Here is a 26,870-nt window from a genome sequence, read left to right on the forward strand (position 1 = left end):
TAGTCGCTGTAAAAATTTACAGAAAGTTATAAAAAACCGATGCTTGTGCATCGGTTTTTTTTATAATGATTTCTTTTTAAGTCTTGTCTACGACGACTTTATAGGTAGGATCTTCTAAAACATTTACGTCGATGATATCATTGGCATTCTTCAACAAGCGAATGCAGTCTTTACTCAAATGTTTGAGATGTACTTTTTTACCAACTTTTTGGTAACGATCGGTTATTTTATTCAGTGCCTCAATACCTGACATATCTGCAACACGACTTTCCTTGAAGTCTATAATTACTTCCAAAGGATCATTCTGAATATCAAATTTTTCAGCAAATAATGTGGTTGAACCAAAAAACAGAGGGCCATAAATCTCGTAATGCTTGACCCCGTTTTCATCAATATGTTTTCGTGCTCGAATACGTTTTGCATTCTCCCAGGAGTATGCCAAAGCGGAGATAATCACTCCCAACAGAACGGCCACTGCCAAATTATGTGTAATCGCCGTAATCAAGGTCACTAAAACCATCACAATAACATCTGAATTCGGCATTTTTCGAAATGTCTTAAAGCTTGCCCATTCGAAGGTTCCGATAGCGACCATAAACATCAATCCGACCAAGGCCGCCATAGGAAGGCGTTCAATGAGACTTGACCCGAACATAATAAAAACCAGCAACATTACCGCAGCGGTAATACCAGACAAACGGGCTCTTGCCCCAGATGAAGTGTTGATCAAACTTTGCCCAATCATTGCACAACCTCCCATACCTGATAGGAATCCGGATAATATATTTGCCGTACCCTGCGCCACACATTCTTTATTTCCACTTCCTCGTGTTTCTGTAATTTCATCAATGATATTCAGCGTCAATAGACTTTCAATCAAACCAACCCCGGCAACAATGGCCGCATAAGGGAAAATAATTTTAAGGGTCTCAAAAGTAAAAGGAATCTGTGGAATTGATAAAGGCGGAAAGCCCCCTTTAATCGATTCTCCTGCTTTCATGGTGTCGGCTACGGTAAGGGTGTCAATTCCAAAACCTATAACCAAGGAAGAAACTACAACGATTGCCAATAAAGAAGATGGAATTGCCTTGGTCAATTTTGGAAAACCCCATATAATGAGCATGGTTAGCAAGGTTAGCCCTAGCATTGTATACATTGGGGCACCCGTTAGCAATGTATCGGTTCCCTTTTGATAAAAATTAGGGAACTGTGCCATAAATATGATGATGGCCAATCCATTAACAAACCCGAACATTACGGGGTGCGGCACTAGTCTGATAAACTTTCCTAAACGCAAAACTCCTGCTCCGATCTGAAGTAATCCGGCAATAATGACCGTGGCAAAAACGTAATTTAAAATAGTCTCGGGTTCGATTCCCGGAAAATTACGTTTGAGTTCAAGTATCAATCCAATAAAAACCACGGCAACTGCACCTGTAGCACCTGAAATCATTCCTGGTCGACCTCCTAAAATTGAGGTCACCAATGCCAACACAAAAGCTGCATACAAACCTGTAAGTGGTGAAAAACCTGGAATCAAAGCAAAGGCAATGGCCTCTGGCACCAATGCCAATGCCACTGTAAGGCCCGATAAAATCTCGGTTTTATAGTCTACCTTTTGTTTAAAATCGAATAAATTAAAGTATTTCTTCAAACCTTCTTATTTTAAGGATGCAAAAATACCATTAATAGTCGGTTTCACCTTAAACTAGCTAAGAATTAAAGATTTGATGATCTACCAAGGGGTCAGCCCTAATAGCTTCTGTCCCAGTGGGGATAAATTGGCAGTTTCATATTTTGTCTGTTCCCATCTTCTCGGGTCACCCGGAAATGCATACCCCTCAGGTGCGATCCGTTGCCGCCAGGAATTGATCCGCCATTGTCGAAGCTCTTCATTGTTTTCTTCTGCCGGCATCATGGAAATATATTGCGCAATACGCACCTTGTCTTTCGAGTTATTGGGCCTTATACCGTGCGGTTGTGTACTATTGAAAATGAGTAAATCACCAGCCTCCATTTTAACTTTGACAATTTTGTCTTCTAAATTGGAAACATCGGGTTGAAATCGATCACGGTCTTCGGGTTGGGTCAATTTCCAAGCATCGTAATTACGATACAACCACGGGATACATTGAAAACCACCCATATTTTCATCGGTCTGATCCGCCAATGCCAAAACACCCTGAACATTCTGAGGCCTCGTTTCCGGATCATAATCCCAATGAATAAACCCCTTTTTCTTGACCCCGGGTCTTAAAGGAAAATTCAAATTGGCCCGATCTATAGTAACCCACAATTTCTCGGTGCCCCACACATCGACAAAAGCATCATATACGCGATGCGTCTGGCGATTGTTCCAGAGATGTTGATGGTTATATACTTCGACCATTCCTGTTCCGGTCAGTTCTTTCATTTTCATTTCCGCTCTTGGCGGAGCGTACCAGGTTTCTGGGCTTTTAGAATCTTTTTCATCAAACTCCCAGATGAAATCAGCTGTTGCCTTGGCCTGCTCTTTTGAAACTGCATTTTTAATGACGATATAGCCATTGTGTACCCAGAAATCCCAATCGGCTTCGCTCAAAACCCGTAACGGTACATTATTCGAGCGATCGTTCAATTTAATTTTACTGGTCGTTGCGGTAGATGGATTCCCGGGAATTGCCTTATGACCTTTATTGGCCATTTCAATCTTATCTATTTTTTTCATAGTTCAAATTTTATCAGAAGTTAGAGTTGTGAAGTAAAACTAGAAATTCAGAAGGTGCCTTTCTACCTTGATATTGACCATTATTTGAACAATATTGATATTTTATACCAAAAAAAATGGTTTACATGTGAAATTTGTTAAATTGAATTATGAAAATCCAGCTAGAGACCATCAGTCCTGAAACTAAAAGCCCTTTTCGGGTATTACACGAGCCCAAGCTTAACGACCTATTCTTTTGGCACTTTCATCCTGAATACGAACTTGTTTATATAGAGGGGGCCACCGCCACCCGACACGTGGGCGACCACATTTCTACTTATGAGGAAAGTGATTTGGTTTTTATAGGATCGAATATTCCACATCTGAATTTTGACCATGGGGTCAAAAGCAACTATCGCATGGAGGTGTTGCATATCAAACCATCGTTTAGACAATCTTTCGCAAATGAAATGCCTGAGCTAAACCACATTCAGGTACTCTTTGAAAAAGCACAATTTGGAATTGCCTTTCATGGAGAAACAAAAAATGAAATTGGAAAACGCATTAAAAAAATACATGCGCTTGCCCCATTTCAATTATTTGTAGAAATTATGCAATTATTGAACGTATTATCCACTACCAACGAATATACCCTTTTACATGAAAAACCATTTGTGAGCCGCTTCAATCTAAAAGAACAAAAACGCATGCGAACCATCTACGCTTTCATTGATGAACACTATCAAGGAAAAATAACGGTAGAGGAAATCGCGTCACTTTGCAATCTAAGTAAACCCGCTTTTTGTCGTTACTTTAAAAAAGCCACAGGAAACTCTTTTGTAGCATTTTTAAATCAATACCGGATCAGCCAGGCGAAACGACTACTTTTAACCGGAAAAAACATTACCGAAACGTGCTTCGATTGCGGATTCGAAAGTCTTTCCTATTTCAATCGTATATTCAAAAAAGTTACGTTAGAAAATCCTTCGGAATTCAAAAAAAGATATTTAAACAATTAAAAGATAGCGCCACTTTTTCTTCAAACTATAGGACCATAAAAAACCGCCCCAACTAAGACGTCGAGGCGGTTCCTAACTAAATAACCAACCAAAAAAATTGTTCTCGGACTGTTTCAAGTCCCTATATTTTATTTTTTGCAATGTTCTTTATTAATAGCGTATTTTCCTACAATTTATTGTTGGGCAATTGGCCGAAGGATGTTAAAATTTTAGGCATTTGGTCGGTTTTTATTCACCTAGATGTAGTTTATCGGAAAAACTACGATGAAGTACCTAAATCAATTTTAATTACTTTTGAAATTAATTACACCTACTAATGATAAAAACAAGAATTGCTGTAATTGGTGGAGGAAGCTGGGCCACTGCAATTGTAAAAATGCTTACCGAAAATTTGGACAAAATTACATGGTACATGCGCAGTTCAGATGCTATAAGTTATTTACAAACTGAAAAACACAACCCTAATTATTTACGGTCCGTTGAATTTAACCTTGATCAACTTCAATTAACGGACGATATCAACCAGGCCGCTGAACATGCTGATATTTTAATTTTTGCAATACCTTCTGCATTTTTAGGAAGTGAACTTGAAAAATTAAAAGTAACCTTAGCTGATAAAATTATTTTCTCGGCCATTAAAGGAATCGTCCCGGAAACCGGACTCATAGTTGGAGAGCATTTTCACGAAACTTATGATATTCCCTTTAAGAATATTGGCGTCATTACGGGTCCCTGTCACGCAGAAGAAGTAGCCCTGGAAAGACTCTCCTATTTAACCATCGCATGTGCTGACCGTGCAAAAGCTGACCTTGTAGCCGAAAATTTAACTAGCGCCTATATCAAAACTAAAATTTCAAAAGATATCATCGGAACCGAATATGCCGCCATGTTAAAGAATATTTATGCCATTGGCGCAGGTATAGCACATGGACTGGGCTATGGCGACAATTTTCAAAGTGTACTGATGAGCAACGCAATCCGCGAGATGAAACGCTTTACCAAACGCATTCATAAAATTGACCGGAATATTAACGACTCCGCCTATCTTGGAGATCTTCTGGTAACAGGCTATTCAACTTTTAGCCGCAACCGTATGTTCGGTAATATGATCGGGAAAGGCTATACGGTAAAAAGTGCCCAAATGGAAATGAACATGGTCGCCGAAGGCTACTATGCCACCAAGAGCGCCTTTGAAATCAAATCTAAATTCGAAAAAAAGGTAAAAACACCCATTATCAATGCCGTGTATGCCGTGCTTTACGAAGGCAAGAACCCAAAAAAAGTTTTTGCCAAGCTGACCGAGAAAATCGATTAAAGAAAGTTTCTTTATCTTAGATTACTTCAATACATAAAGGTTATGCGTTTATGGGGAATTTTATTTTTTACAGTTTTGTTATGTGCATGCAATAATACTCCCCCCGATATAATAATAGATGGAATTCTAGAAGTACCTGAAAACAGAGATGATCCCGATTCGCGAACCCTCAAATTAGCCTATAAAGTATTAAAGGCGAAGGACACCAATTCTCGCAAAGCACCTATTGTTTATTTACAGGGCGGCCCTGGCGCTGAGACCTTGATTATGGAGGAATTTTGGAGCGACCATCCACTGCGAAATGATAGGGATATTGTATTGATGGATCAACGTGGAACCGGTCAATCTGAAGCCAATTGTACAGAATTAGGCAATTCACTTTTTGATCTCATGCGACAAGATCTTGACATTGAGGATGATTATAATGCCTCGAGGGCGCAGCTTGACCGATGCAGGGAGGCTATTAAACAAAAAGGAGTTGATCTAGCTGGTTATAATAGTCGTGAAAATGCAGCCGATTTTGAAGACCTTCGAAAAGCTTTAGGGTATGACAAATGGAATCTTTTTGGAGCTTCTTATGGAACACGACTTGGGTTGACCATTATGCGTGATTTCCCCAATAGTGTTCGAAGTTCGATACTTGCCGGGGTTTTGGCTCCTGAATCCGATTTGTTTGGGGATAGGATTAGGAGCATTGATAGTTCCCTTTTTACAGTTCTTCGACGTTGCGAGGAAAACAAGGACTGTAACAACAGATATCCTAATCTGAAAGAACGTTTATTGAAAGTTCTTAAGGCATTGGAGTCTAATCCTTTGCGCTTTGACTATAAAAATAAACCCTTCGTATTGAATTTACAAGATGTATTCCCTATACTAAATGTTGTACTTTACGACCGTCAGTCCATTGCCAATGTCCCTTTATTTATTGAGGCTCTTGAAAATGGAGAAACTGAAATTATTATCGCCCATTTAAGTGCTTTCGAATCCCTTTATAGCTTCGTAAATTTGCCAATGCTTTATTCGGTCACGGCCTATGAGGAGTTTCCATTCTATAACGCCCAAGATACAGAAAAAGCAATACTACAGTCCAAAATTGGGTACGCCCATACTGCCCATAACTTGTTAGCCAAGTTACTGGCCGATTGGCACCCTTTTAGGGCTACGGATATTGAAAACCAAGCTGTCGTTTCAGATATTCCTACGTTAATGGTATCGGGCCGTTTGGATCCTGCCACACCTGTAAGCAATGCAGCTGGTGCTGTAAAAAATTTTATAAATGGTTATGAGGTTATTTTTCAAGATGAAAGTCACCATTTTTATAATTCTTGTTTTTTTCAAATAGCGGAAGATTTTTTGAACAATCCGGGTCATAAGCCGAATATGGATTGCAGTTTGGAAAGGAACCCTATCGAATGGAACCTATCAAACCCGCTCCAATGAAAAATCGGAGTGTTCTTTAATCAAGGCCAACAAGGTCTCACGCCAAGCATCTAGTTGTGCTTCATCAACTTTAAAAACGGATTGAAACTCTTCTAGTACAGGTTCCATAAAAGTGGTAACACCATCGATGTCAAAGTATAACCTTCCTGTTCTTCGCACAAAGAAATCCATCGGATTTTGCACCATTTCAAAATCAATACCAAAATGCAACTCCGCTTTTATCAATCGCACATAGTGGTCTTTATCCTTTAATTTCGAGTAGGTTTCTAGAATAGTATCGGTCTGTTTGCCGTAATTGGTAACTAAGAACCAAGCGTCATATTCTGAAAATCCGTCGGCCTTTATCCGATCATAGATTTCTGCGATATATTTTTTAACGTGTTTGAATTTTTTAAAGCCAACATTACCGCATAACGGTATATTCTCCGTATCCGATTCTTTCGATTTGGACGCGTAGTCTTCTTCCAATTTTCTGGCAATTCGGTCGACAACTCTTTCTGCCATTTTTCGATACCCGGTCAACTTTCCGCCCGCAATACTCACAAGCCCTGTGTCGGAAGTGAAAATTTCATCCTTTCGCGAAAGTTCTGAAGCAGATTTTCCTTCTTCATGAATTAATGGACGTAATCCGGCCCAGGAAGAAATAATATCCTCCATTTCCAAATTGATTTTAGGAAACATATTATTTACTGCAGACAAAAGATAGATGGCATCGGCCAAGTCAATACCCACATGGTCTTTGTCTTTATTAAAATTGGTGTCGGTAGTACCAACATAGGTAATCTTGCCTCTTGGAATGGCAAACATCATACGCCCATCGGGAATATCGAAATAAACCGACTGCTTCACAGGAAGTTTCTTATACGGAAACACCAAATGCACTCCTTTGGTAAGATGCAGTTGCTTTCCCTTCTTAGAATTGTTCATGCTTCGCAATTCGTCTACCCACGGCCCTGCGGCATTGATTACGTATTTCGATTTGATATTGAATTCATTCCCAGAGACTAAATCTTTCACAGTCACCCCGGCTACTTTTTCCTCAACATATGTAAAACCCTTTACTTCCGCATAGTTTAAAGCCACAGCACCATACTTAAGACTCGTTTTAATATTTTCAATAGTCAAACGGGCATCATCGGTACGGTATTCGGCATAATAACCTGCGCCTTTCAATATTTTTTTAGGAAGTAACGGTTCCAGTTTTAATGCTTCCTTTTTTTCCAACATTTTACGCTTATCATCTCCCGTAACTTGGGCTAAAATATCATAGACCTTCAACCCAATGGAAGTAAGCCATTTACCATAAGACCCATTTTCGATCAGCGGAAGCAGCATTTTTTCGGGAAGCACCAGATGTGGGGCCAGCTTATGAACAATGGCACGTTCTGAACCCACCTCTTTTACGAGCCAAAAATCGAATTGCTTTAAATAACGCAACCCGCCATGTATCAGTTTTGTCGATTTACTACTGGTGCCCGATGCGAAATCGCCTTTTTCGACCAAAGCTACTTTCAAACCACGTGATGCAGCGTCAAGGGCAATGCCACCCCCTGTGATACCTCCTCCGATTACGACTAGGTCGTATTCTTCTTTTATAAATTTCGCAATGGTTTTTGCCCTATCTCTATTCGAGAATTTTATGTTTTCCATGATATTTTTTAATTAAAATCGTCACTAAAAGAGCTTTCGTAACACAGCAAGCCGTAGAAACCGGATGCTTGACCAACCGTTTGCTTTGACGCCATATGCATTTTACCCAATGGTCAAATCTTGTTTGGTTTTTCGCAAATACGAATTTTCTACTTTTCCTCCCAGCCCTTTGTACGTTCGACCGCCTTCTGCCAATTCTTATATAACCTTTTTCTTTTTACACGGTCAAATTTAGGTTCAAAAATTCGATTCATAGGACGATTTTGATCAATATCTTCTTGTGACCAGAGCCCAACCTGTATTCCGGCCAAGAATGCAGCTCCCATAGCGGTCGATTCGATGACTTCGGGTCTGTGCACCTCAGTATCCAGAATATCGGCCTGAAACTGCATCAAATAGTTATTGGAACAAGCACCGCCATCGACACGTAGATTTTTCAATTGCAGGCCCGAATCATCTTCCATAGCCTTTAAAATATCTTTTGTTTGATATGCCAACGATTCGAGAGTTGCTTTTGCCAAATGAGCCTTGCCTGTATCACGGGTCAATCCGAAGATAGCGCCACGGGCATACATATCCCAATAGGGAGCACCCAAACCAGCAAAAGCCGGAACGACATATACCGAACTGTCTCCTTTAACCGAATTCGCCAAAGCCTCGGTTTCTTTGGCATCTTTTATCAATTCAAGACCATCTCGAAGCCATTGAATGGCGGCTCCAGCAATAAAAATACTGCCTTCAAAAGCATAATTTACCTTTCCGTCGAGTCCGTAGGCAATCGTGGTCAACAATCCATTTTTGGAGAATTGAGGTTTATCGCCCGTATTCATCAACATAAAGCAGCCTGTACCATAGGTGTTCTTTGCCATTCCTTTTTTAAAGCATCCCTGTCCGAAAAGTGCAGCTTGCTGGTCACCGGCAATGCCTGCAATCGGAATTTTTACACCATCGATTTCATAATCGCCAAAATGATAGGCCGAAGGCTTTACTTCTGGCAACATACTCTTTGGAATACCTAGTGCCCTTAACATTTTATCATCCCATTTTAGATTTACGATATCGTAAATCATGGTACGGGAGGCATTGGTATAATCGGTGACGTGCTCTTTTCCATTCGTCATATTCCAAACCAACCAAGAATCGATGGTTCCCATAGAAAGATCTCCATTTTCTGCCTTGGCCTTGGCACCTTCGACATTGTCAAGTATCCATTTTACTTTGGTTCCGGAAAAATAGGAGTCAATGACCAGCCCAGTGGTATTACGAACGTGTTCTTCTAGTCCGCTCTTCTTTAAATGCTCACAAATATCGGCGGTACGTTTATCTTGCCAGACAATGGCGTTGTAAACTGGTTTTCCGGTATTTTTGTCCCAAACAACCGTAGTTTCCCTTTGATTGGTAATGCCTATCGCTTTTATATCCGTAGCCGACACTTTCTTCTTTTTAAGCAACTCTTTGAGCACACCCAATTGGGATTCCAAAATTTCGTTGGCATCATGTTCGACCCAGCCTGACTTCGGAAAAATCTGCTTAAACTCCTGCTGCACCATTCCTTGTATTTTTCCTTCTTGATCTACCAACAAAGCGCGTGAACTTGTGGTGCCCTGGTCTAGGGAAATGATATATTTCATGTGTTTTTGCTTTAATTATTGAAATTCGGGCCGTTGCCCTTAAAATCGTACAGTGATTTGCGCTTCCTAATTCAAGTGGAACTGCAGATTCCCAATATTTCGAGAACTGTTAAATATAATACTTAAACCTTCCATATCAAAGTTCATTGATAACGCTTATCGAAATGGCAATTTCATTACCCAATGCATCAACCACCGTAATCTTATGTTTCCCTCCCAAAGGCAAAACACCCTTTTCATGAAAGTTTTTGGTCTTGCCGATAAACCTATTGTCTAAATACCAATAAACTTCAGTCTCTGGTTTTGTATGTGCCAGTTTTACTATCAATTCGTTTTTGTTTCCATCGAAATTCTTAGCTAAAGTAATTCGGCTTTCATCTTTGGGGTATATAAATTCCATAGGAGGCACATTGGTGCTTTCGCAATCGGAGCGAAAGGGAGGCAAGACTTTATAATTAGGGTGTGTTCTTTTATAATAAAATTCCATCAAGGGAGGCAAAACAAACCATGATTTTGAGACCGTCCCTGCCAAATTTGTACAGGAAGAATTAACCTGAAATTGGCTTTGGGCATCCAACTGTACCATTTGGTGGTAACCACAAGACGTTACAAAATTTTGCTTATTGGGAATCGAAATTAATTTATTGGGACAATCGGTAGTTGCCAAAAATCCGCTTTCGGAACAGACTTCAATATCAGTAAACTCATCCAACGGTTTTAAGAACCATTTGCTCTTGGGAAGTACATCGAACACATCGAATAAAATAGGGGCCGCACTATTCACCCCGCTAATATTTGGTCTACCCTCACCATCGGCATTTCCGACCCAAACACCGACTACATGGTCTTTTGTCAAGCCAATAGCCCATGCATCTTTATTGCCAAAACTCGTACCCGTTTTCCAAGCTATCTCTTTGCTGCTGTCAAAAAAATCCCAAGACTCGCTTCCCTCAGGGCGATTGACCTCCTTCATAGCTTCAAATGTGAGATACATGCTGCCCGCATCAAAAATTATTTTTTCCGAGGATTTGACACCAAAATCGACCGCTTGGTCTTTTTTAAGTATTGGCGTTGTAAATTCATTTGAAAAATATTCACTCGAAGAATTATTAAAATGATTAATGGTCGACCCCATATTTGCATACGTTTTGCAGAGGTCCCAAAGGTTTGTTTCTGCCCCCCCCAAAATAAGAGTCAACCCATAATGATCGGCCGATTTATTCAACCCTCGCAAGTCAAACAGGTCAAGTTGATCTCGGAACTTTTTCAACCCGTACGATTGCAACAAGCGAACGGCAGGAATATTAAGCGAACGTGCCAAGGCCTTTTTTGCCTGAACCGCCCCGCTGTAATCTTCATTGAAATTTTCTGGAGTATAGCCCGCAATCTGTGTGGGTACATCAGGCACCAACATGTCAGGTAATAGTTCCCCGGCATCTAACATGGCGGCATACAAAAGAGGCTTCATGACACTACCTGTGCTTCGGTTCGCCTGAACCATATCAATATCTTTTTGATGGGCTACCGTAGTCTGGGTATTGCCTACATATGCAAGAACCTGCCTCGTATTTACATTCAGCACCAAAACAGCGGCATTATGAACTTGATTCTGTCGAAGACTTTGATAGTGCCTTTCAACGAGAGCATTTACATTGTCTTGTAAATTCTCATCGATGGTAGTTGCCATACGTTTCCCTTTGTTCTCTTTGACCATATACTGTACCAAATGAGGCGCTGTTTTCGGCAAGGCATAAGGTCTTTTAGGCAACTTTTCTAGTAATGCCAAGTTATACGTTGTGCTATCGATAATGCTTTTAAATACAAGTTTCTGAAGAAGCCGGTTTCTTTTAGCCAACAATTTTGCCTGGTTTTTACCCGGATAAATCAAACTCGGAGCATTCGGCAATACGGCCAAGGTTGCCGCTTCGGCCCAAGACAGCTGGTGTGGTTGGAGTCCGAAATACCGCCATGCGGCGACATCTAAGCCGACAACATTGCCCCCAAATGGTGCATGACTGGCGTACAATTTTAGAATATCATCTTTTCCAGAACGAAGTTCCAATCGAGTGGCTAAAATTAATTCTATGAATTTTTCCCAATAAGTCCGCTTTTTTCCTTTTCTAGAGAGGCGAATTATTTGTTGGGTAAGGGTGCTTCCACCCCGAACCGTTTTTCCCTCGGAAACATTGGCTGCAAAAGCCTTTCCCATTGAAACAGGGTTAAACCCTAGGTGTTTATAAAAATAGGCGTCTTCAAACTGCACTACGCACTCCTTAAACTTATTGGGTACACTATCAACCACAGGAAACCGCCATTGACCATCATCTGCAATCAGGGCGCCTAATAGGGTGCCCGATCTACTCTCGATAACCGTAGCCGTAGGATCGTTGAACAATTTTTTAGGAAGACAGAAATAGTAGGCCGTGAATAAAATAACCAAAAGCATCAATTTTTTGAAATGCTGTTTAGTCCAGTGAACTAGACCTGTTAGGCCATTAAAAATAAAGCGATTTCTCCCAAAATTTTTATTTCTCAAATTCATATTCCCGTTCGACTAAACAAATACGCACCTTGTACCAGAGGTACCAATCAGAAATACCTTTCTGCTGGGCGAACAAGTGATCAGTATTTGATTTCCATTGCGCAATAGCTTCGAGACTTTCCCAATAACTTATAGTTATTCCTACCTCACCGCTTGCACTCTCTAAATCGATATAGCCGGGTTGTCGTTTGGCCAACGTCTCCATTTTTTGCGCCATTTCGCTATAGCCATCATCTGTTTTGGTTTTCTGATTCGTGAAGATTACGGCGTAATAGGGCGGTTTCGTTTTCATTTTTCATCATTTCGACTGTAGCGCAAGAATCTTTTCAACCTACGTAAAACAGCTATTTTTTCATACAATGAGACCATCAAGACACCGACAAGCAAATCCCTTCATTTTGCCTGCCTTTGGCAAATCGGGTCGAAATGTCATTAGATAATGTACTCCTTCTCCAAAAAATAACCCACAATAGCCTCTTTCATCAGTACGGATTGCTCCCCGGCCTTTAATGCCGGTAATTCTTCCTTTATCTTATAATGTGGCCAGCCTTCCGCATCAAAAAAATCAAATTCATAATACCCATAAGGTTCCAATAAGCGACAGATAGCAATATGCATAAGGTCTAGCTTATCGTCTTTTTTATACTTTCTGTGATACTGCCCCAACTCTTGAATTCCCACTAGATAAATAATGGCATCCAAGTCTAAAGGGTCATTGTCTGAAAATTGAGCGGAAAGCTTCGCTACAAGTACCCCCCAACGTTCTTTAAGTTCTACGTCTCTTGACATCTCTTTTTTAAGCTTTTATTTTTTTGTTAAGATGGATGCTTAATACTGTAAAATCAGCCTTTCTCCCTGTAATTTGGGCAAAATTCATCGAATAATGGCTTATTTCAAAGTGTTTCGATGGTATTGACCTAAACCCCATTACCTTTCTCCTTTAGTCCCGAATTCAGAGGAACAACCATTAATCACCAAAGGTACAAATCAAAATATTACTTTTACACAAACGTTCGACTATGGGTTTTTTAGATATTATTTTGGGCTTACTCTTGCTATATGGCCTCTGGAGGGGTCTTAAAAACGGCCTTTTTGTGGAAATTGCTTCGATTATCGCCTTAATCGCGGGAATCTACGGGGCCATTCATTTTTCCTATTATGCCGGGGACTATCTCGCTCAAAATATGGATTGGGAAGAACGGTATATCAATATCGCCGCTTTCGTCATTACGTTTATCGGCATAGTTATGGTAGTGCATATCGCAGGAAAATTTCTGACCAAAATTGCGGATTTTGCTATGCTTGGCCTGCTTAATAAAGTCGCCGGCGGTATTTTTGGAGCCTTAAAGGTTGCCGTAATACTTGGGGCACTTTTGATATTCTTCGACCGAGTAAATACTTCAACACAACTAGTGCAAAACGAAAAGGTGCAAGAATCGATACTCTATGAACCTATTAAAGAAATAGGGGCTTTTGTATTTGCCAAGGTTTTAAAAAAAGAGGATAGTATCAAAAGCGAATAAAAAATTGAAATACCCGCCACTCAACAGACAGTAATCGGAACAACCGAGAAATTCAATCAGCGAGCGCTATGTTCAGCTACGTAGCGCTACCTTTCAACCTTTTATACAATCGGTCGCAAATGATGTGAAGATCATTTATAAAAAACGTAAGATACCAGTTTTCAGCACTTTATAAAAGCGTAAAACCTACGGCCTAAAGAATATCATAGCCTTTAACCGAAGAAAATGTTGAATTATCAAATTTTTCTTGACCTTGGCCCCAAATCCAAAAACAGTTGATATTGAATAGCTTAAAAAACTCTCCAAGGTATAAGGAAGCCATACAAGAACTCAATCTCCCTTTTGGTAATTATTACCTTTTCGATGGCTTTGTGGTTGCCGAAGTATATGAAGATATTATATATACTTGGGAAGACCATGGAAAAAAAGCCAGCACCAAAATCTTAGAACTATATGATAGCGACGGCAGTGATTTGGTGTTCATAACCAATAGAATAAATAATTACTCATGCAAACCAACGGATTGGATGAATTTCTTTAGGTTCAGCAACAAATTAAAAGGTTACGGAATTGTAAGCTACAGTCAATCTGGACATTACAATGCACTTTTAGAGAAGCTTTTTGTACAAACCACAACAGAGCGTTTCTCAAATTTAGAGAACGCTATTGCTTGGGCAAAAAATCTTTCGGACTCAAAATCGATTGCTTCATAGATTCTTTTACCCTACCATAAACAAACATGCTTTCTACTGCCGAACCACCTCGACCCATTGCCCTTCGGTTCGTACGGCATAATCATTATCGTACATGGCCTCTGCTTGAATTCCGGGCAAATAATAACGCCCAAGATAAGAGGCATTCAATAGTATGCGGAAGGTTTTGGTCTCGTTCTTTTCCATATCAAAATAAAAATGGGCCCGATCGTCACGAAGGTCCGTATGGGTTACTTGATTTTCAGCGAATTCCCCGAAGTCTGTGAAGCGGGTATTTACAATTTCCCAACCACTGGGAAAAATCTCCGTCAATGCTAAATCTTTGATAGTGTTACCCGTAGTGTTGGTCAAAGTCACTTCTCCCACAAAATCTGTTCCCTGCATTATTTGTGAAGCATCTATTCGAGATCCATTTCTACCCTTAAACACCAGACTGGCCTTGAGGTTACGCTGTATTGTCCTTTCATCGCCAATTGGTAGAACACCATTATTGACAACGCTCACGTAAAGTGTATTCTGTCCTTCATTCTTGAGAAAAATGTGATTATTGCCATTTTTAATGTTCAGGTTTCGGCTCGCCAAAGTCTTTGAGGTACTTACACTTCTTGAAGTACCATTTATCATCATACTTGCTTCAATACCCTTTCCGCCAACCATTTCGGCAAATTTTGCCATGGCCAAAAGGCTATACGACGTGCTTTGGGTACTCATCCAACGCTCTTCACTCAGTGCTTTGGCCAAAGTCTTTGCCGTTTGTTGAGATTTCGCTTTGTCTTTTAGAAGTACCAAAGTCTCTAAAGCCATGGCCCTATTTCGATCTGCAGAACCATAAGTATAGGCATTGTGTGTATAACCATCAAAGTCGAGCGAAGCACCACCCAACAAGGCCTTCGCAATATTTGCCCGTCCGATCAATGCGTAGGTCGCCGCCAGTCGGTACTTGGCCTCATTAGAAAGTTCGCTTGTTTCACGTAATCGGTTCATACTTGCCACATCTGCATTTCCTGAAAACGCCAGCGTGTACAATCGATAAGCCTGCGCCAAATCAGAATTCCCAGATTCAGAACGCCATTGCTTTGCCATATTCTGTTGGAATTTCACCCAGCCCGATTTAAACCCGATAGGAAGCACATACCCCTTCTTCTCGGCTTCCAATAAAAAGTGCCCGGCATAAGTTGTTCCCCAATCATCAGCCTGCTGCTGCCCTGGCCAATAGGAGAATCCACCGTCGCTGTTCTGCAATTTTCCCAAACGCTGAACAGCATTTTCTACATTTTGCTGTATCTGGTTTTTCCGGGACACATCCACGTCAAAGATATCCGCCAAGAACAATTGGGGAAAAGCAGCAGAAGTGGTCTGTTCTACACACCCGTGGGGGTAACGGATCAAATACTGCATTCTTCCATTGAAATTCATAGGCGGTAATGTCGAAAATTCAACATGTGCGGTATTGCTTCCTGAAATACCAAAGGTTTTTAAATCAAAAGTATGTTCCTTATTGACATCTAAAATTACCTCTTGGACTTCTGTAGTCAACGGATTGGGGTTTACGACATCCACAGGGATTTCAAAAGAGGCATTCTCTCCATTGCCGGATGCTTCAACAACCACCTTTCCAATTCCTTCAAAATCAACAATCTCCAACTCAAAATAAGCCATTTTTTCATCAGGTTGCGCAAACGTCAATTTTTGAGTGGCTTCTCCAATTATTTTAAACGATTGGTTCTGTTGAAGTTTTATCGTTACATCTTTGATTTTCCTTTCCATCGCGAAAACCGTCACCGGTAAAATCACTTTCTCACCAGGGGTTATTTTTCGTGGTAATGAAGCCAAGACCATTAACGGCTTGCGTACCGCAGTGGTTTTATCAATGCTTCCATAAGCTTCCTTTTCCGGATGTTCCGCGACCACCATCGTACGTACTGAACCTATGTACTTGGGAATTTTTACGGTGTGCGATTTAGTCTCTCCTTCTTTCAATTCGAAAGGCCCCAAATGTAGCACCATAGGTTCAAAACGGTTTGCTTTCTTATTCCTTGCTCCTGCAAGTTCATCATCACCACCAATCGCAAAAACTTGATCGATACGACCGCCAAAAGCACCGATGACATCATCATAGACATCCCACGTTTTTATCCCCAAGGCTTCTTTTGCAAAGAAAATATCCCAAGGGTCAGGTGTCTTAAAACCCGTCAAGTCTAAAAGTCCTTCATCAACGATGGCAATCGAATATGTCATTGCATTGCCTTGCTTTTCGCTTACTTTCACTTTAACATTTTCCTCAGGGGTCAACACCTCAGGCATAGAAATTTTAGGTTGTAATCTTGTTTCAGGATTTTCCACTCCAATACCTAACACCCCATATAATCGAATCGGCGAATCGTTGATACTTGCAGCATGCGGCTGTAATAATGTAATACTGATAAATACGTTCGGTGCATATCCTTCATTTATTGCAATATCGAATTTTGTCTCTCCTTGACGTGTTTCCACCCACCGCGACTCCAAAACTTCGGTACCGTTCTCAATGGTCACCAAAGCCCGGCCACCTTTAGAACTAGCAAATGTTACAGTGGCCGTCTCTCCCACTTTGTACTGTTCTTTATCTGTAGAAAAAACCAACATTGTGGCAGCAGATGGGTCGTTTTTTCTAGATTTTCCTGCCCATCCCGGCCAGTCGATATAGACGGTCCTTCCAGTAGCATGCCCCCCTTTTTCGTCTTCAATGCGTACCAAATAACGCCCCCATGCCGGATATTTCAATTCAAAATCAAATGAGGCTTTTCCATTCGAATCGGTATTCAGTGTTTTTTCAAAAACTTTTTCCCGATAATTACTACTATTAAAACTACTGAGGTTATCCGCAGAAGTATCCCACCACCATCGCCAATTAACCTTGTGTACAGTCACTTTGAGATTTTTTGTCGCTTTAGGATTTCCTTTCTCATCAACAGATACCACTTCAAAAGTGTGCGGTGTATCTGTCAAGAGCATTCCCCGTGTATTATCACCTTTTGGAACGCTCAACCCAAGGTAGGTTGTATACGGAGAATAAGGTTTGACAAATACATCGGTGCTGAAATCACCGCCATTTTCATAGACTTTGGTTACAAAAGCAGCGTTCAACATCCCAGGTGCCTTAGTGGCCAATTGTGGATTGATCTTGAAATTAGTCTTGCCGAAAGCATCAATTTTTCCATCGAAAACAACTTGATCTTCAGTGGAAAAGATTCGGGTAGGATCATCAAAAACAAAACTTGGAAAGTCTTTAAAAGTAGTTGTCGAAGAATTAAATTTTGCCGTAATATCAGCTTTTAAATTTTTTGCGATCGCCCCATGCAGCCATTTCACCTCTAGTTTACCCGATAATGGGGCCTCCCCTGAAAGCAACTCTTTTTCAAAATCTGCAAGAATCTTCAATCGGTTGGGTTTTATCGTCTCGATTTTAATTGTTTTTGTGAACGATGCTCCTCCGACCGATACCTTGGCCAACCAATTCCCTGTCGGTGCATTGTCATCAGTTATCAAATCAAACAGATAAAAATTGTTCAGCCCCTTTGTTTTGATTTCCCGATGTACAATTTTGTTATAAGGGTCTAGAAACTCTAATTTAACCGGATGGTTTTGTGGCAACTTATTGGCATTATCGTTCAGTATAAAAGACAGATAAATGTGGTCACCGGGACGCCACACACCACGTTCCCCAAAAATAAACCCTTTGATACCTTTCTGTAATTCTACCCCCGACACGTCAAACTTGCTTATCGAAAGGGCATTACCATCATTCAATTTTATATATGTCTTGTGGCCGTTATATTCGGCAATGGCAAAATAAGCCACTCGGTCTGCATAAAAAGCCGAAGTACCATTGTCTTCGGTGATGACATGACCCATAGCCTGTTGTTGAAAATTATAAAAAACAACCTTGGCCCCGGCAATCGGGTTCGTATTCACAATATCGTTGACCGCCACAAAATAGCTTTTGTTGGCACCTTTCTTTATCGTAACACCAATATCAGAAGCCAATATATTGACACCTACTTTCTTATCATAATAATAGGAAGTATGACAGGGGTTCTCACGTTCGTTCCAATCATAATTGTAATAGGTATTATCATAATAGCCCTCTATTCCATCCCATGAACTACTTTCTTTTTCCTCATCAAAATTCTCGGCACTATCGAGTTGTGGTTCAAAATTGGTCGACGAACAGCTATAGGTACTATACGAAGGTTTAAAACTAAGCTCGACCCGATACATGGCCCCTACCTCAGGAGAAATTAGCGCCCTTAAGTCCAACGCGTGCGCCGTCCATTTTAACTGCGAATCGGCCCCATCATCCGGAATACTTATTTTCTTTGTAGCAATAGGGCGGGCCACTGAGCGCAAATTGTAATTGCCATCAAGGTTGTTGCCCTGCAAAAACTGTAAAATGTTATTTTCATATATTTTTAGTACCGAAACATCGACAGCCTTGAGACTGACTGTTTCAAAATTGATTTTCAAATTGTTTGATGAAGGTAGAATGGTACCATTGGATAGTAAACGTACCTGCGGCTTTGCCCGTTCAAAAGCGATGTGTTCTTCAAATTTAACTTTTAATTTATGGCCGTCAACACTTTCGACACCTTCAAAAATTTCGAGATTAACGGTACCTTTAATTTCTTTGGAAGGATAGACTTTTATGGTATTGCCGTCTACTGCATATTTGAGATTGTCGTCACCATCAAGAACCACTAGACCCTCTAAATTCTGGCCTTTTTTTATGGGGTCGGAAAAATTCACGAGCACTAATTGGTTCGTTCCCCTTTCAACAGAGGCGCCAAGTACGGTAAAATTGCTTCTTCCCGAAATCTTGATCGTATTCTTTCCTGAGCTTTCAATACCAAAATCAGAACCGCCCCAAGAAATCTCCAATTCTGAATCTTCTTCAAATCGCTGTATACTATCGATTTTAAAATAAAATTGGGTTCCCTTTTGCGCAGTATCATCGAAATTGATGGGAATTGATTTGCCGTTTTGCACGGCCGTGACCAAGTGTTTTACGGTTTCCAAGGTAAGCTGATCGGCACTACGTAATTGTCCCTCAATAAACTGCCGCTCCTTGGAATACGATTGAAGCGCGTTGGTGTAAACATTGAATTGTTGTTTTAACGTTTTAACCCCGAAAGTCAATGTTTTTAGGTCATCAGGAACTTCTTCGATGATAGCTTGCAAAGCCAAAGTAAAGCGATATTGAGTGTCTTGTTCGAGTCCGTTTTCAGGAACAAAAGAAATAGTTCTATCATCAAGAGCCACAACTTTCCCCTTTATATCCGGTGAGACCTGAAGCAGGTTCATATTCAATTCATCACCACCGCTCCAAGAAGAAACGGGTTGGCTCAATATTACACGAACATCAGATTGAGCAGAAATAATTCCATGGCTTACTTCGGAAATATAATCCCCAAAATTGTCGAGATTATCATACTGCTCTAGTGTATTGCCTTTTTTTGGTGTACATCCCGAAAGAATAATTAGGAACAATACAACTATTGCTTTTGCGCGCATATTCGCAGATTGTTTTAGTTCTGTAAATTTACTCAATTTCTATGGATGCACTTCAAAGTCAATGCTAATTCGGGTTTGGAGAAAAGGGTCAATTCAAGACATGGTTGTGCGGCGAGCACTCTAAAAGTAAATCGTATTTTCCGTAGTCATTCCCTTAAAGATTATAAGACTTGTCTTATTTAGATTACAACAATTTTATAGAAAAGCGTAGTTCGTCGAAAAAAAATCATTTAACACAACACTGGGTGATATATTCATTAATATTACACTGTTGATTCTTCCCCTATCAACTTTCATTTACATAATTCTCGAATACGAGAACCCTCCATTTACTACCTACTTAGGTTTAGAACACCTGTTTGCGTAATAAGAACACTATTATGAAGATAAGATTATACCATGCCTTCATGGTCTTGTTTGCATTTGTGGCGATATCCTGTAGTAAAGAATCGATACAAATTGCTGACAAACCAGTTGCTGAAAACAATGTTGATATTGAGAGCGAATTGCTCAGGGTTGTCAATAACTACCGAGAAACTAAGGGCGCTACAGCTTTAGAATTCAGTGCTGTTGCCTATACCTACGCCAATGAACACACTGATTACATGATTTCCAAGGGCAATTTGAGCCATGACAACTTCAGTGCAAGAGCGTCAAGTATTTCTTCTCAGGAAAACGCCCAATATGTGGCCGAGAACGTTGCCAAAGATTATGAAACGGCAATAGAGGCCTTTGAAAACTGGCTTGAGAGTTCTGATCATCGAAAGACTATTGAGGGCGAATTTACCCATACAGCCGTCAGTGTCAAAAAAGACCTACAGGGAAAACTCTATTATACCCAGTTGTTTTTCCGTTAAATCTAGATTTTGTCGTAAATCTCCGCCATTTTTATCGTAAAGACTTTCATTTACGGTATATCGACGACTCCCAATATGTCACTTTGGTGAACTGTTTCTACAGATAGTATCTTAAATCAAATTTTGTTTTCTTAATTTTGATGAGCTGACAGGTGATAGCTGGTCCAAGGTGATGGTCCACCGACCACCTGGCACCATGAATTTTATACATCAAAAACAATGGCAATACCCCCACCCTTCAACCTCACCAAATGGATCGACGAAAACAGAGACACACTTAAGCCTCCCGTAGGAAACAAGAATCTGTACAAAGACGCCGGCGACTATATTGTGATGGTTGTTGCCGGCCCCAATGCCCGCAAAGACTATCATTTCAATGAGACCGAAGAACTTTTTTACCAACTCGAAGGAAACATTGAGGTTCATATTCAAGAAAACGGCAAAAAAAAGACCATGAAACTCGGGCCCGGAGACATGTATCTACACCCTGCCAAAATACCCCACTCGCCTGTTCGCTATAAAGATTCAATAGGTTTGGTCATTGAACGAAAGCGGGCCAATATGAACGTTGAAGACGGACTTCTTTGGTTTTGCGATAATTGTAACCATAAGCTCTATGACGTTTATTTCACTCTAAACGACATCGAAAAAGATTTTCTAGGACATTTCAAGCATTTCTATAAATCGGAAGAGCTTCGTACTTGTGATAATTGTGGTACCATAATGCCAGTCGACCCTAGGTTTATTGGCTAGTTACTTCAGAAAGTTTAAAAAAAATAGAGGTTTCATTGGCCTTATTGTTATTTCGATGTTATGACGATTAAGTATCTTACACTATTATGACAAGAAGGCAAATTCTGAAATATTTTACAGTACTATTTACTGGAGTTTCCATATCTCTTTATCTTTTTTTTGCCATCAATGACAAGTTCGTTCAACAAAAAAAGGCTATTGTTGAAAATGCTACGTCAAAAGTAGTCTTACGACTTTCAGAGGAAATCAATAAAATTAATTTGGTTCTAGAATCAATGGGTTTCTTTTTTGAAAATAAAAAGAAAACAAGTATCACCCAAGAGGTTTTTGAAAAGTTCACAGATCCATTTTTAACCCAGCTCTACGGCATAGGTGCATTAGAATGGTCTCCAAAAGTATTGGACATTTCGAAAGAAGAATATTTCGAAAGAACCGAAAGAAATGGTAATAATTCACCATTCATTCGGCAAATCGGATCCGACAATCAGTTTATCGATGCGGAACGAAGGGAAGTTTACTTCCCCATAGAACTTCTCAACCCGGTAGAGCCTCTGCGTGATGCCCTGGGTTACGATACGTATTCCGAAAGTGTTCGAAAATCGACTATCGATACGGCCATTGCAACCACCAAACTCTCCATTTCAGGCCCTATAGAACTGGTAGTAAAAAATAATGTCTCCCGAGGCTTTTTAGCAGTAAAAGCAGTCTTTCACCGCTCAACAGATAGTGTGAAGGGCATTGTTGCCGGGGTATATAGAATGGACATGTTCATTGAACAAACCTTGGCCTCGGAACTAAAATTTCTAGATATAGCTATCTATGAGAAAAGCGACAATACGCTGCTGTATTATAGTGGTGAAAAGATAGAACAAATTGAGACAAAAGCACTGCCAATCGAATTAAGGGCAGCAAATCATCTCTGGGAAGTACGTTTTGTGGCTAGGGATCAATACCAGTCTTTTCCCCACGCATACGAGTCCTACGTTGCGGCATTTCTAACACTCTTGGCTACTTTTCTCATTGTTTCATTGGTTCGAAAACGTGATGATTATAACCGCCGATTAGAGGCCAAAGTAAGATTGCGTACGGCAGAATTGGAAGAGTCAAACGAATTGAAGGAAAACTTATTACGGGAAATACACCACCGGGTAAAAAACAACCTTCAAATCACTTCGAGCCTAATGAACATGCAAAAAAGGAAGCTGTCGAGCAAAGAGGCTATTACCGCTTTGGAAGATAGCCAAGCACGTATTTTGGCAATTGCATTGACCCACCAAAAAATTTATCAAGATAGAGATTCCAAAGCGGTCAATCTATATGAATACCTTGTTGATTTAATGGCCTATCAGAAAAAGGTATTTCCTTCAGTTGAATACAATATCGATTGTCCTGAAATATCTATAGATCTAGATTACGCAGTACCCTTGGCGCTCATTGTTTCTGAACTTGTGACCAATGCCCTAAAACATGCCTATGGAGATCCAACTAAATCAAATCAATTACATATCGAAGTAAAAAGTTATGACGGCGAGGTCGAACTGATGGTCTATGATAATGGCAAAGGATTGCCAAAAGATTTTGATATTACCAAAGCAAGTGGTATCGGATTTGAAATAATACGGTCTTTATGCAGACAAATCTCGGCAAACCTCTCCTATGAATCCGACGAAAAGGGTAGCCGTTTTAAGGTCGCTTTTGCAAATAAGGTTGAAAAGTAAAACCATTGGCAAGACTTAAATTCATATCTTGTACGCACGGGATATATGTTTCATATAAGCCTTATCAACGTCAACCGTTTTTAAATTGTCATGAGGGTAATCAGCGCTATCTTAATCGGTGTTATAGCATTCTTGCATCTATATTTTCTATATTTTGAAATGTTCGCATGGACAACTAAAGGAAGAAAAATATTCAAAGGCTTTCCTTCGGAGTTGTTCGAACCTACAAAAGCGATGGCAGCCAACCAAGGCCTATATAACGGGTTTTTAGCTGCCGGTCTCATCTGGACCTTCTTTATAGACAACCCTATTTGGAAAACTAATATTTCCCTTTTCTTTTTAACCTGTGTCACGATTGCCGGTATTTATGGAGCCTTGACCGTTGAAAAGAAAATATTTTTCATACAGGCACTTCCAGCATTATTGGCCATACTGTTTCTTATAAGCTGAATACCCTTTGCGAGCCATTAGAAGACAGCTATTATTTGTAGCTTTGTCTTAAATCTAACAATATATCTATAAAAAGTTGTAAAATGTCAAAAATTGCATCCGTATTTGGTATTGATAAAGCCCTTGAACAATTGGGTATCGAAGCAATAAATGATGGAACTGCTACCGGTTCACAGAAATTCGCAACTGGGCCATCAATTTCTTCATACTCCCCTGTAGATGGCGCATTAATAGCCAAGGTAAAAACGACATCAAAGTCAGACTACGACAGAGTTATAAATACTGCGACCCAAGCTTTTGAGACTTGGCGTCTCAAACCTGCCCCGTTGCGTGGTGAAATTGTACGCCAGTTTGGTGATAAGCTTCGAGAGCTTAAAGAACCTTTGGGCAAATTAGTCTCTTATGAAATGGGTAAGAGTTATCAAGAAGGTCTTGGTGAAGTACAGGAAATGATCGACATCTGTGATTTTGCAGTTGGTCTTTCAAGACAGCTGCATGGGCTGACAATGCATTCTGAACGACCTGGCCATAGAATGTACGAGCAATATCATCCTTTGGGAGTGGTGGGCATTATCTCGGCATTTAACTTCCCCGTTGCCGTATGGGCATGGAACACCGCTCTCGCTTGGGTCTGTGGTGATGTCTGTATTTGGAAACCCTCGGAAAAAACACCTTTATGCGGAGTTGCTTGCCAAAATATAGCCGCTGAAGTTCTTAAAACAAACCATCTTTCTGAAGGTATTTCTTGTCTTATCAACGGAGATTATAAAGTTGGCGAATTTATGACCACCGATAAAAGAGTTCCGTTGGTTTCGGCAACAGGTTCGATACGAATGGGAAAAACTGTTGCACAGGCCGTGGCGGCGCGCTTAGGAAAATCGCTATTGGAACTTGGCGGAAACAATGCCATTATTGTAACCCCCGATGCCGACATCAAAATGACCGTAATCGGCGCTGTTTTTGGGGCAGTTGGCACAGCAGGACAACGTTGTACCTCAACAAGGCGATTGATAATCCATGAGTCGATTTATGATAAGGTTAAAAATGCCGTGGTCGACGCTTACAAACAACTACGTATAGGAAACCCGCTAGACGAGAATAATCATGTTGGTCCATTGATAGATTCCGATGCGGTCGCTATGTATAAAAATGCTTTGCAAAAAGTTGTCGATCAAGGAGGGAATATGATTGTTGAAGGAGGAATTCTAGAAGGCGAGGGTTATGAAAGTGGTTGTTACGTTAAACCCGCCATCGCCGAAGCCCAACCTAATTATGAAATCGTACAACATGAGACATTTGCACCGCTACTTTATTTTTTAAAATACTCTGGAGATATCGAAAGTGCCCTGAAAATACAGAACGGTGTAGTTCAAGGGTTGTCGTCAGCAATCATGACCAACAATCTTAGGGAAGCAGAACTTTTTCTTTCCGTTGCCGGAAGCGATTGTGGTATTGCCAATGTAAATATAGGAACTTCAGGTGCCGAAATAGGCGGTGCCTTTGGGGGCGAAAAGGAAACCGGTGGCGGTCGTGAAAGTGGTTCAGATGCTTGGAAAGTATATATGCGACGGCAGACAAATACGATTAACTATACCACAGAATTACCTTTGGCACAAGGAATCAAATTTGATTTATAGCATGTGCTTTGCTAAAATATTAAAATAAAACCCGCTGCAACTCGACTTACCCGTTCCCCCGATCGGCAAGTCAAAAAAACAGCGGGCGATTAAACTATAGTTTTAAACCTCGTACATAAAGACTGAGTACATCTTAAAATACCACAAAGCAAAAAGCTCCTGGCCGTTTAGCTCCTTCATTACCTCAAAAAGCGCAACTGGCTCAAACGATCAGGGGCCTTTTACTGCCAATTTTTTCCAGCAGCATTTTAGTTCCGGATGCTAAAAGCTTTGGTTGGCCGATTCAATTATTCTTCTTATTAATTAATACCCCCATTACGATAAAGGTGAACACCTTTAAACAATTCTTTCGTTTGAGAATAGAAAAACCGCTGTACTTCCCTTTTGTTGCCCGTTCCCCCGATCGGCAATTTTTTGAAAATACAGCGGTTTCTTAAACACTAACTAAACTAACTCAAACAACTATCTTCTGTGATTCCGCTTAACTTACGAAACCCTAATCTTTAGTACCTTGATCGGTTTTAATGGGTTTTGTTTCCTCGACTGCCCAACTACCTTTTAGTAGCGCTTGCGCGCCTAATACTAATACCATACAGCAAAACGTCAAAAAATGTATCATCTTGGTTTTCATTTTAAATGTTTCTCTATTCTTTCAATACTTAAAAATAGCCATATAAACATTGACTTACAGATACTTATGTATCCTCGTCTTAGTAGCTTGTATAATTGTAGCACATTTTTGTATAGTTGGTAAAACAACGTTTGAATCGGTTGGAAAGGAAACGTCTGTTTTGAAATCAGCTTAAAAACCTGAAAAGCAAGAAAGAAAAACCTTTAAACTTACCATGTGATGGTTGTTCAGAACAGCAGAATTTCGGACAACGCTTTCCCTGGAAGAAATTAACTATATTAAGATAGAAGGAAAAAATAGAGCAGCAATTGTAAACATTACCATACGAAATGGAATTGAGGTCGTACTATAAAGATGACTAGTCTAAGTTGACTCCATTTCGATTAAAGTTCGTTTTACCCAAAGTTCGCTTTGGCAGCAATAATGGCCGAACCATACCCCTTACACTTGAAGTCAACACAATTGCAAATATCAATAATGCCATCTTGAAAAAATTAATAGTAATTTTCATGATTCATCTGTTTATAGATTCATATTACTTTAAAAATAACTCGGCAAACAACTGATTACAAGCACTTTTGTATGACAGGAGAAATAAAATGTATGATTACGGCAAAGCCATGTTCGAATGGTAGCATATAGAATTCGATAAACTACAAGAATTATTCGTGCCATATTATGAAAAACCTGAAATTACCCAAGTCTGATATTCATGTTGTTCTGGTTATAAAAGCTGCCTACTTTTGAAACATCTT

Annotated in this window: 18 protein-coding genes; 10 read left to right on the forward strand and 8 right to left on the reverse strand. The window is 40.2% G+C overall.

Annotated features, from left to right (window positions below; genetic code table 11):
- Window positions 1-76 precede the first annotated feature (76 nt).
- Together AACZ88_RS06005 and AACZ88_RS06010 are read right to left on the reverse strand one after the other, a co-directional pair.
- Window positions 77-1,654 (reverse strand): SulP family inorganic anion transporter, encoded by a 1,578-nt coding sequence (locus AACZ88_RS06005; RefSeq protein WP_339707647.1) that lies wholly within the window; start codon window positions 1,652-1,654, stop codon window positions 77-79.
- Between the two features lie 81 nt (window positions 1,655-1,735).
- Window positions 1,736-2,707 carry a phytanoyl-CoA dioxygenase family protein gene (locus tag AACZ88_RS06010; RefSeq protein WP_339707650.1) on the reverse strand — a complete coding sequence of 324 codons (972 nt, stop codon included), beginning with the start codon at window positions 2,705-2,707 and terminating at the stop codon, window positions 1,736-1,738.
- 149 nt (window positions 2,708-2,856) lie between these two features.
- Between AACZ88_RS06010 and AACZ88_RS06015 the strand changes: the two genes are divergently transcribed.
- The 3 genes from AACZ88_RS06015 to AACZ88_RS06025 all read left to right on the forward strand — a co-directional run bounded on the left by AACZ88_RS06015 (window position 2,857) and on the right by AACZ88_RS06025 (window position 6,460).
- Window positions 2,857-3,705: an AraC family transcriptional regulator gene (locus tag AACZ88_RS06015; protein WP_339707653.1), complete on the forward strand. Its 849-nt coding sequence runs from the start codon at window positions 2,857-2,859 to the stop codon at window positions 3,703-3,705.
- Window positions 3,706-4,021: 316 nt separating this feature from the next.
- Window positions 4,022-5,020, forward strand: coding sequence for an NAD(P)H-dependent glycerol-3-phosphate dehydrogenase (locus AACZ88_RS06020; protein WP_339707655.1), 999 nt, complete (start codon window positions 4,022-4,024; stop codon window positions 5,018-5,020).
- Window positions 5,021-5,062: 42 nt separating this feature from the next.
- The gene (locus tag AACZ88_RS06025) at window positions 5,063-6,460 is read left to right on the forward strand and encodes an alpha/beta fold hydrolase (RefSeq protein WP_339707657.1); all 1,398 of its coding nucleotides are present in this window, start codon (window positions 5,063-5,065) and stop codon (window positions 6,458-6,460) included.
- On the opposite strand, the gene AACZ88_RS06030 is transcribed toward AACZ88_RS06025, so the two are convergent.
- The 5 genes from AACZ88_RS06030 to AACZ88_RS06050 all read right to left on the reverse strand — a co-directional run bounded on the left by AACZ88_RS06030 (window position 6,443) and on the right by AACZ88_RS06050 (window position 13,072).
- Complete coding sequence (locus AACZ88_RS06030) at window positions 6,443-8,110, reverse strand: glycerol-3-phosphate dehydrogenase/oxidase (RefSeq protein ID WP_339707660.1); 1,668 nt, start codon at window positions 8,108-8,110, stop codon at window positions 6,443-6,445. The two genes, AACZ88_RS06025 and AACZ88_RS06030, sit on opposite strands and share 18 nt — an antisense overlap.
- Before the next feature lie 149 nt (window positions 8,111-8,259).
- Window positions 8,260-9,741 carry a glycerol kinase GlpK gene (gene glpK, locus AACZ88_RS06035; RefSeq protein WP_339707663.1) on the reverse strand — a complete coding sequence of 494 codons (1,482 nt, stop codon included), beginning with the start codon at window positions 9,739-9,741 and terminating at the stop codon, window positions 8,260-8,262.
- A 136-nt stretch (window positions 9,742-9,877) separates the two neighbouring features.
- A complete protein-coding gene (pbpC, locus tag AACZ88_RS06040) occupies window positions 9,878-12,187 on the reverse strand; it encodes a penicillin-binding protein 1C (RefSeq protein WP_339708217.1) in 2,310 nt (769 codons plus the stop codon).
- 79 nt (window positions 12,188-12,266) lie between these two features.
- Window positions 12,267-12,575 carry an antibiotic biosynthesis monooxygenase gene (locus AACZ88_RS06045; protein WP_339707666.1) on the reverse strand — a complete coding sequence of 103 codons (309 nt, stop codon included), beginning with the start codon at window positions 12,573-12,575 and terminating at the stop codon, window positions 12,267-12,269.
- A gap of 140 nt (window positions 12,576-12,715) precedes the next feature.
- Window positions 12,716-13,072: a hypothetical protein gene (locus tag AACZ88_RS06050; protein WP_339707669.1), complete on the reverse strand. Its 357-nt coding sequence runs from the start codon at window positions 13,070-13,072 to the stop codon at window positions 12,716-12,718.
- Window positions 13,073-13,302: 230 nt separating this feature from the next.
- Here AACZ88_RS06050 and AACZ88_RS06055 point away from each other — a divergent pair, with 230 nt between their 5' ends.
- Together AACZ88_RS06055 and AACZ88_RS06060 are read left to right on the forward strand one after the other, a co-directional pair.
- Window positions 13,303-13,806 carry a CvpA family protein gene (locus tag AACZ88_RS06055; protein WP_339707672.1) on the forward strand — a complete coding sequence of 168 codons (504 nt, stop codon included), beginning with the start codon at window positions 13,303-13,305 and terminating at the stop codon, window positions 13,804-13,806.
- Window positions 13,807-14,087: 281 nt separating this feature from the next.
- Window positions 14,088-14,519: a hypothetical protein gene (locus tag AACZ88_RS06060; RefSeq protein WP_339707674.1), complete on the forward strand. Its 432-nt coding sequence runs from the start codon at window positions 14,088-14,090 to the stop codon at window positions 14,517-14,519.
- A gap of 33 nt (window positions 14,520-14,552) precedes the next feature.
- Here AACZ88_RS06060 and AACZ88_RS06065 read toward each other — a convergent pair whose 3' ends face one another.
- Window positions 14,553-20,069, reverse strand: coding sequence for an MG2 domain-containing protein (locus AACZ88_RS06065; protein ID WP_339707676.1), 5,517 nt, complete (start codon window positions 20,067-20,069; stop codon window positions 14,553-14,555).
- Window positions 20,070-20,449: 380 nt separating this feature from the next.
- Between AACZ88_RS06065 and AACZ88_RS06070 the strand changes: the two genes are divergently transcribed.
- The 5 genes from AACZ88_RS06070 to AACZ88_RS06090 all read left to right on the forward strand — a co-directional run bounded on the left by AACZ88_RS06070 (window position 20,450) and on the right by AACZ88_RS06090 (window position 25,484).
- Entirely contained in the window at window positions 20,450-20,926 is a 477-nt protein-coding gene (locus AACZ88_RS06070; RefSeq protein ID WP_339707679.1) for a CAP domain-containing protein, read from the forward strand.
- Between the two features lie 219 nt (window positions 20,927-21,145).
- Window positions 21,146-21,679: a 3-hydroxyanthranilate 3,4-dioxygenase gene (locus tag AACZ88_RS06075; protein ID WP_339707682.1), complete on the forward strand. Its 534-nt coding sequence runs from the start codon at window positions 21,146-21,148 to the stop codon at window positions 21,677-21,679.
- 86 nt (window positions 21,680-21,765) lie between these two features.
- Window positions 21,766-23,397 carry a CHASE domain-containing protein gene (locus tag AACZ88_RS06080; protein WP_339707685.1) on the forward strand — a complete coding sequence of 544 codons (1,632 nt, stop codon included), beginning with the start codon at window positions 21,766-21,768 and terminating at the stop codon, window positions 23,395-23,397.
- A 90-nt stretch (window positions 23,398-23,487) separates the two neighbouring features.
- Window positions 23,488-23,847 carry a DUF1304 domain-containing protein gene (locus AACZ88_RS06085; RefSeq protein WP_339707688.1) on the forward strand — a complete coding sequence of 120 codons (360 nt, stop codon included), beginning with the start codon at window positions 23,488-23,490 and terminating at the stop codon, window positions 23,845-23,847.
- 83 nt (window positions 23,848-23,930) lie between these two features.
- Window positions 23,931-25,484 (forward strand): aldehyde dehydrogenase family protein, encoded by a 1,554-nt coding sequence (locus AACZ88_RS06090; protein ID WP_339707691.1) that lies wholly within the window; start codon window positions 23,931-23,933, stop codon window positions 25,482-25,484.
- Window positions 25,485-26,870: the final 1,386 nt, after the last annotated feature.

The sequence above is a fragment of the uncultured Kriegella sp. genome (genome assembly GCF_963975415.1).
Lineage (GTDB): Bacteria > Bacteroidota > Bacteroidia > Flavobacteriales > Flavobacteriaceae > Kriegella.

What these genes read in the sequence shown, in the direction of transcription:
- AACZ88_RS06020 (WP_339707655.1), top strand. Translation starts at nt 4,022, where the DNA reads ATGATAAAAACAAGAATTGCTGTAATTGGTGGAGGAAGCTGGGCCACT.
- AACZ88_RS06065 (WP_339707676.1), bottom strand. Translation starts at nt 20,069, where the DNA reads ATGCGCGCAAAAGCAATAGTTGTATTGTTCCTAATTATTCTTTCGGGA.
- AACZ88_RS06070 (WP_339707679.1), top strand. Translation starts at nt 20,450, where the DNA reads ATGAAGATAAGATTATACCATGCCTTCATGGTCTTGTTTGCATTTGTG.
- AACZ88_RS06075 (WP_339707682.1), top strand. Translation starts at nt 21,146, where the DNA reads ATGGCAATACCCCCACCCTTCAACCTCACCAAATGGATCGACGAAAAC.
- AACZ88_RS06085 (WP_339707688.1), top strand. Translation starts at nt 23,488, where the DNA reads ATGAGGGTAATCAGCGCTATCTTAATCGGTGTTATAGCATTCTTGCAT.
- AACZ88_RS06050 (WP_339707669.1), bottom strand. Translation starts at nt 13,072, where the DNA reads ATGTCAAGAGACGTAGAACTTAAAGAACGTTGGGGGGTACTTGTAGCG.
- pbpC (WP_339708217.1), bottom strand. Translation starts at nt 12,187, where the DNA reads ATGCTTTTGGTTATTTTATTCACGGCCTACTATTTCTGTCTTCCTAAA.
- AACZ88_RS06045 (WP_339707666.1), bottom strand. Translation starts at nt 12,575, where the DNA reads ATGAAAACGAAACCGCCCTATTACGCCGTAATCTTCACGAATCAGAAA.
- AACZ88_RS06015 (WP_339707653.1), top strand. Translation starts at nt 2,857, where the DNA reads ATGAAAATCCAGCTAGAGACCATCAGTCCTGAAACTAAAAGCCCTTTT.
- AACZ88_RS06090 (WP_339707691.1), top strand. Translation starts at nt 23,931, where the DNA reads ATGTCAAAAATTGCATCCGTATTTGGTATTGATAAAGCCCTTGAACAA.
- AACZ88_RS06055 (WP_339707672.1), top strand. Translation starts at nt 13,303, where the DNA reads ATGGGTTTTTTAGATATTATTTTGGGCTTACTCTTGCTATATGGCCTC.
- AACZ88_RS06030 (WP_339707660.1), bottom strand. Translation starts at nt 8,110, where the DNA reads ATGGAAAACATAAAATTCTCGAATAGAGATAGGGCAAAAACCATTGCG.
- AACZ88_RS06080 (WP_339707685.1), top strand. Translation starts at nt 21,766, where the DNA reads ATGACAAGAAGGCAAATTCTGAAATATTTTACAGTACTATTTACTGGA.
- glpK (WP_339707663.1), bottom strand. Translation starts at nt 9,741, where the DNA reads ATGAAATATATCATTTCCCTAGACCAGGGCACCACAAGTTCACGCGCT.
- AACZ88_RS06010 (WP_339707650.1), bottom strand. Translation starts at nt 2,707, where the DNA reads ATGAAAAAAATAGATAAGATTGAAATGGCCAATAAAGGTCATAAGGCA.
- AACZ88_RS06025 (WP_339707657.1), top strand. Translation starts at nt 5,063, where the DNA reads ATGCGTTTATGGGGAATTTTATTTTTTACAGTTTTGTTATGTGCATGC.